General features: G+C 70.3%; 6 protein-coding genes. 1 reads left to right on the top strand and 5 read right to left on the bottom strand.

Features of this window, described 5'->3' with window-relative positions; all coding sequences use genetic code 11:
- Nucleotides 1-198: 198 nt before the first annotated feature.
- The 3 genes from IFT89_RS19420 to IFT89_RS19410 are packed head-to-tail and all read right to left on the bottom strand — an operon-like array spanning nucleotide 199 to nucleotide 2,013.
- A complete protein-coding gene (locus IFT89_RS19420) occupies nucleotides 199-699 on the bottom strand; it encodes a hypothetical protein (RefSeq protein ID WP_079706439.1) in 501 nt (166 codons plus the stop codon).
- Nucleotides 700-738: 39 nt separating this feature from the next.
- Complete coding sequence (gene ppk2 / locus IFT89_RS19415) at nucleotides 739-1,659, bottom strand: polyphosphate kinase 2 (RefSeq protein ID WP_085513630.1); 921 nt, start codon at nucleotides 1,657-1,659, stop codon at nucleotides 739-741.
- A 60-nt stretch (nucleotides 1,660-1,719) separates the two neighbouring features.
- Entirely contained in the window at nucleotides 1,720-2,013 is a 294-nt protein-coding gene (locus IFT89_RS19410) for a GNAT family N-acetyltransferase (RefSeq protein ID WP_202939790.1), read from the bottom strand.
- A 70-nt stretch (nucleotides 2,014-2,083) separates the two neighbouring features.
- Here IFT89_RS19410 and IFT89_RS19405 point away from each other — a divergent pair, with 70 nt between their 5' ends.
- Nucleotides 2,084-2,950 carry a DNA-methyltransferase gene (locus IFT89_RS19405; protein ID WP_202939789.1) on the top strand — a complete coding sequence of 289 codons (867 nt, stop codon included), beginning with the start codon at nucleotides 2,084-2,086 and terminating at the stop codon, nucleotides 2,948-2,950.
- A gap of 78 nt (nucleotides 2,951-3,028) precedes the next feature.
- On the opposite strand, the gene IFT89_RS19400 is transcribed toward IFT89_RS19405, so the two are convergent.
- A complete protein-coding gene (locus IFT89_RS19400) occupies nucleotides 3,029-4,042 on the bottom strand; it encodes a LacI family DNA-binding transcriptional regulator (protein ID WP_202939788.1) in 1,014 nt (337 codons plus the stop codon).
- A 137-nt stretch (nucleotides 4,043-4,179) separates the two neighbouring features.
- Nucleotides 4,180-5,628 (bottom strand): GH1 family beta-glucosidase, encoded by a 1,449-nt coding sequence (locus IFT89_RS19395; RefSeq protein ID WP_202939787.1) that lies wholly within the window; start codon nucleotides 5,626-5,628, stop codon nucleotides 4,180-4,182.
- Nucleotides 5,629-5,818: the final 190 nt, after the last annotated feature.

Genomic DNA, 5,818 nt, shown 5'->3' with positions numbered 1-5,818 from the left:
CGGGCGCTCGCCGTCGTCGGTGGTGACGACGCCAAGCCGCTCCTCGAGGCGCTCCTCCGCGACCCCGACCGCGAGGTCCGTCGCGCCGCGCAGCAGTCCGCGAAAGCGCTCGCCGCCCGCCGCTGAGCTCGCGAGGGGTCCCGAACGGTCGGCCCCGGACGCTCGACACCAGCCGTTCGGGACCCGTCTCGGGCCGGTCTAGTGGGTGCCGGCCTCGAGCAGGATGATCACGATCCCGAACAGGGCCGTCGCGACGCCGCCGAGGAGACACCACCACCAGCGTGACCCGCGCACCACGAAGGCCGCGCAGCCGAGCACGAAGAGCATCAGCGTGGACACCTGCAACGCCAGGATCACGGCGTGCTCATGGCTGAGCACACCGGCGACGCCGAACACGAGCGGGATCGTCGGGAGGACGGCGGACAGGAGCATCCCGGACGACTCCTGGAACCCGTGCCTGATCGACGCTCCGAGCGTCACCAGCGCCTCGTGCCGGTCGTCACCGTGGTGCGCGAGGGCGGCCGAGTAGACGTGCGCGAGCCAGAACACGATGAGGGTCAGCGCACTCGTGATGAGCACCTGCTCGACGTCGTCCTCCTCGTACACGCTCGACGCGCCGACGAGGCCGGCGTAGACGACGGTGCCGTAGATCGCGCTCGACGAGGTGAGGCGTCGCAACGGTGACGGTTTCGGCTGCATGATCCAGAGGATAGCGGGCGCTGCGGCCCGGCGTCCGGTTCAGTCGCCGACGTTGCGCTCGCCGCGCTCGTAGACCGAGGCGGCGGGCCCCACGATGTTGGTGTCGGGCGTGCCCACGACCTCGTGGTCCTTGTTGTCGTAGTCGAAGCGGTGCAGCACGTGCCGCATCGCCTCGACCCTGGCGCGCTTCTTGTCGTTGCTCTTGACGATCGTCCACGGGGCGTCGGCCGTGTCCGTCGCCTCGAGCATCGCCTCCTTCGCGCGGGTGTAGTCGCCCCACTTGTCGAGGGAGGCCAGGTCCATCGGGGAGAGCTTCCACTGTCGCACCGGGTCGACCTGGCGGATCGCGAAGCGCGTGCGCTGCTCGTCGGCGGAGACGGAGAACCAGAACTTCACGAGGTCGACGCCGTCGCCGACGAGCATCTGTTCGAACAGCGGGGCCTGGCGCATGAACTCGTCGTACTGCGCCGGGGTGCAGAACCCCATCACGCGTTCGACGCCCGCCCGGTTGTACCAGGACCGGTCGAACAGCACGATCTCGCCGGCGGCCGGCAGGTGCTGGACGTAGCGCTGGAAGTACCACTGCGTGGACTCGCGGGTGGTCGGCTTCTCGAGTGCGACGACGCGGGCGCCGCGCGGGTTGAGGTGCTCCGTGAAGCGTTTGATCGTGCCGCCCTTGCCGGCCGCGTCGCGTCCCTCGAACACGACGACCAGCCGACGGTCGTTCGCCTTGATCCAGTTCTGCAGCTTCAGCAGCTCGATCTGGAGCAGTCGCTTGTCGCTCTCGTACTGCTCTCGCGACATGCGCTCGGCGTACGGGTAGCCCTCGCGCCACGTGTCGATGTGGCTGCCGGCGGCGTCGAGCAGGATGGGGTCGTCGTCGTCGACGTCGACCACCTGGTAGCCGTCGACCTGGTCGAGTGCGGGCGGCGGGGCGTAGTGCGAGACGAGCTGCTGCATGGTCGGGACGCTAGTCCCCGCGCGTAACCGCCAGGTGGCCGGTGGGTGACGCGCTGGTGGCTAGCCGGCTGAGCGGGTGAGGAGGTCCTGACGCTCGGGGTGCGCGTCGAACCACTCGCCCACGTACCAGCACATCGGCACGATGCGCCGCTTGCTGTGCTGCTCGACGTCGTCGACCGCGTAGGCGACGAGTTCGCCCGCGTACCCCTTGCCGCGGAACGGCGGCGTCGTGAAGGTGCGGGGGAACGAGATCGAGTCGCCCGAGATCCGGTAGTCGACGACGCTCACCAGCTGGCCGTCGACGTGCATGGTGTAGCGCTGGGCATCGGTCTCGTTGGCGAACTCCGTGGTCATACGCGGTACAACGCGCGGGGCCGATCGTTCCTTCCCGGGTGTGCGGGCGGCGGACTGCCAGAATAGGCACATGTCCCTCGCCGCAGCAGCCGATGAAGTGCCGCTGCGATGGACCCCGGACGGCCCCGACCTCGTCCTCGAGGGCGACAACCTCGACGTCGTGGCGCGGCTGCCCGACGAGTCGTTCACGCTCATCTACCTCGACCCGCCGTTCAACACCGGCCGCGTGCAGCGTCGTCACTCCTCGACCTCGGTGCGGACGGCCGAGACGGGGGTGAACCGTTTCGCCGGCTTCAAGGGGCAGGCGTACGAGCGCATCCGCGGCGACCTCCGACGCTTCGACGACGCCTTCGACGACTACTGGGGCTTCCTCGAGCCGCGCCTCGTCGAGGCCTGGCGCGTCCTGGCCGCCGACGGCACCCTCTACCTCCACCTCGACTACCGCGAGGCGCACTACGCGAAGGTGCTCCTCGACGCCCTCTTCGGCCGGGAGTGCTTCCTCAACGAGATCATCTGGGCCTACGACTACGGCGCGAAGGCGCAGAGCCGCTGGCCGACGAAGCACGACACGATCCTCGTCTATGTGAAGGACCCGAAGGGGTACCACTTCGACAACGCGACCGTCGATCGCGAGCCCTACATGGCGCCCGGGCTCGTCACCGCGGAGAAGGCGGCACGCGGCAAGCTGCCCACCGACGTCTGGTGGCACACGATCGTGTCGCCGACCGGTCGCGAGAAGACCGGCTACCCGACGCAGAAGCCGGAAGGGATCCTGCGTCGCATCGTGCAGGCGTCCTCCCGCGAGGGCGATTGGGTGCTCGACTTCTTCGCCGGCAGCGGCACGACGGGGGCGGTCGCGAAGGCGCTCGGCCGTCGGTACGTCCTCGTCGACGAGAACCCGCAGGCGATCGAGATCATCCGCGCCCGCCTCTCCTAGGCCGCGAACTGTCAGTTCAGCACAGTCGCTGCGCCCGGGACTGTCGTCTGGTGACAGTTCGCGGGCTGGCGGGGAGGGTCAGACGGAGGCGCGCGGGACGAGGCGGGTCGGCATCATCGTGACGCGCGAGACCGGCTCGCCGGCGAGGCGACGGACGAGCACCCTCGCCATCTCGGCACCGAGGTCGACGGGCGACTGCGCGATGGTCGTGAGCGGCGGAGCTGCGGTCTCGCCGTAGCGGTCGTCGTCGTAGCCCACGACGGCGATGTCGCCCGGGATCGTCAGGCCGGCTTCACGGATGACGGAGTAGGCGCCGGCGGCCATCTGGTCGTTCGCGGCGAAGAGCCCGTCGATGGGCACGCCGCGCGCGAGGAGGCGCCGCATCGCGGCAGCGCCGTCGGCCGGGGAGAAGTCGCCCACCTCGACGAGGTCGTGTGGAAGACCCGCGAGCTCGAGCTCCGCACGCCACCCGGCGAGTCGGTCGACACCACCCGGCATGTCCTGTCGGCCCGCGATCGTCGCGATCCGCGTCCGGCCGGCCTCGATGAGGTGACGGGCAGCGGTCCTCGCGCCCTCGACGTTGTCGACGTCGACGTAGGTGCTGTCGACGACGTCGGCACCCATGGGGCGACCTCCGAACACGATCGGGAGCTCCTGGCCGAGCCGGGTGTACGAGTGGTCACCGCTGTGGTGTGACACGACGAGCGCGCCGTCGACGTTGCCGCCGAGCAGGTATCGGCGGGTCTTCTCGGAGTTCGCCTCACTCGCGATGAGGAGGTTGAGCGTGTAGTCGGTCTCCGCCAGCTCGAGGGCCACTCCCTGCACGACCGACGCGAAGAAGGGGTCCGAGAACACCCGGGCGGTCGACTCCGGGACGACGAGCGCGATGACCTGGGTGCGGCGGGAGGCCAGCGACCGGGCGGCGCGGTTCGGGACGTAGTCGAGCGCGGCGATCGCCTCGTTGACGACGGCGACGACCTCGGCCGTGACCTTCGGCGAGCCGTTGACGACGCGCGACACGGTCGCGCGGGAGACGCCTGCGCGTGCCGCCACCATCTCGAGCGTCGGGGCTCCTTGACCGGACTGCATCATCGTCCCCTTCCGAGCGGGTGAGCGTGCCGAGTGCAGTGTATCGCCGGGCGTCTGGACGTCCGTGGCCGGTGCCGCTCCTCAGGAGGTGACCGGCGTGTCGCGGCCCCTCGATCGCGACACGCCGGAGTGTTCCTGCGTCAGGGAAGCTCCGCCACGGCGGGCGCCACACGCGAGGCGGCGAGGCGGCGCGCGTACGCGAGTCCGCTGTCCTTGATCGTGCGCTCCTGCGTGTCGTAGTCGACCCGCACGATGCCGAACCGCTTGTCGTAGCCGTACGCCCACTCGAAGTTGTCGAGCAGTGACCAGACGAAGTAGCCGCGCACGTCTGCGCCGTCGGCGATCGCGAGTTCCACCTGGTCGATGTGGTCCTGGATGAAGGCGTCGCGGTCGACGTCGTGGATGCGGCCGTCCTCCGCGACAACGTCGTCGTAGGCCGCGCCGTTCTCGGTGACGTACAGCGGCGGCAGCGTCGGGTACTCGCGGCCGAGCCGGACGAGCAGGGTGCGGAGGCCGGCGGGGTGCACCTCCCAGTCCATCGCGGTGCGCGGGAGTCCACGGCTCGGGAAGGAGATGTCGGGTGAGGCGAGCCACGGCGAACCGGCCTCGCGCTCGGTCGCACCGGAGTGGCCGCCGTCGGCGCCGGAGTCGTCGGGGTGACCCGACACGAGGTCGTCGTGGTAGTGGTTGACGCCGAGGAAGTCGATCGGGGCGGAGATGGTCTCGAGGTCGCCGTCGTGGACGAGCGTGTCGAGGCCGAGGCCCTCGAGGTCCTGGGCGACGTCGGCCGGGTACGCACCGAGGACGATCGGTTCGAGGAAGATGCGGTTCATGATGCCGTCGACGCGGCGGGCGGCGTCGACGTCGGCCGGGTCGGTGGGGTCCGCCGGGATCGCGTTCGTCAGGTTGAGGGTGATGCCGATCTGCTCGGCGCCGAGCTCGCGGAGGCGCGTGGTCGCCAGGCCGTGGGCCAGGTGCTGGTGGTGGATGGCGGCGAGTGCGGCGGCCTCGTCGCGTCGGCCGGGTGCGTGCACGCCGACCGCATAGCCGAGCAAGGAGGAGCAGAACGGTTCGTTGAACGTCGTCCAGTGCCGGACGCGGTCGCCGAGCGCCTCGTAGGTCGCCTCGGCGTAGTCGACGAAGCGCAGGGCGGTGTCGCGGTTCGTCCAGCCGCCCTGTTCCTCGAGCGCCTGCGGGAGGTCCCAGTGGTACAGGGTGAGCCAGGGGAGGATGCCGGCGTCGAGGAGCTGGTCGACGAGGCGACTGTAGAAGTCGAGGCCGGCGGGGTTGACGTCGCGGTCGCCCGGCTTGATGCGCGCCCAGCTCGTGGAGAAGCGGTAGGCGTCGAGGCCCAGCTCGGACATGATCGCGATGTCGCCGGCGGTGCGGTGGTAGTGGTCGACGGCGACCTCGAGGTCGTCACCGTTGGCGATCGCTCCGGGCACCCGGGCAAAGGCGTCCCAGATGGAGTCCTCCTTGCCGTCCTCGTGTGCTGCTCCCTCGACCTGTGCGGCCGCGGTGGCGGAACCCCAGAGGAACGGCGGCAGGATCAGGGCCGGACGGGTGGTGGGCTGGGGGGCGTGCGTCATCGAAGCTCCTCGTGGCTGGGTGCACGCCCATGCTATCGCCTGCTGAGAGCGCTCTCATGCTGGTCTCGGGTGTGGGCGGGGTGTGGCGCCAGCGCGGTGCGCTGACGCGAGCGCGGGTCTGCGGCGTGAGCGCGCCCCTCCGGAGGGGCGCGCTCACGCGCTGGGGCCGCGGTGACGCCGATTCGACAGC

It is taken from the genome of Plantibacter sp. CFBP 13570 (genome assembly GCF_014841395.1).
GTDB classification, from domain to species: Bacteria; Actinomycetota; Actinomycetes; order Actinomycetales; family Microbacteriaceae; genus Plantibacter; species Plantibacter auratus.
The sequence above is the reverse complement of the archived record's forward strand: the minus strand, read 5'-3'. Positions and strand labels throughout refer to the sequence as shown.

Bases quoted from the DNA above. Each gene is read 5' to 3' on its own strand.
- IFT89_RS19420 (WP_079706439.1), bottom strand. From the start codon at position 699: ATGCAGCCGAAACCGTCACCGTTGCGACGCCTCACCTCGTCGAGCGCG.
- IFT89_RS19405 (WP_202939789.1), top strand. From the start codon at position 2,084: ATGTCCCTCGCCGCAGCAGCCGATGAAGTGCCGCTGCGATGGACCCCG.
- IFT89_RS19400 (WP_202939788.1), bottom strand. From the start codon at position 4,042: ATGATGCAGTCCGGTCAAGGAGCCCCGACGCTCGAGATGGTGGCGGCA.
- IFT89_RS19410 (WP_202939790.1), bottom strand. From the start codon at position 2,013: ATGACCACGGAGTTCGCCAACGAGACCGATGCCCAGCGCTACACCATG.
- IFT89_RS19395 (WP_202939787.1), bottom strand. From the start codon at position 5,628: ATGACGCACGCCCCCCAGCCCACCACCCGTCCGGCCCTGATCCTGCCG.
- ppk2 (WP_085513630.1), bottom strand. From the start codon at position 1,659: ATGCAGCAGCTCGTCTCGCACTACGCCCCGCCGCCCGCACTCGACCAG.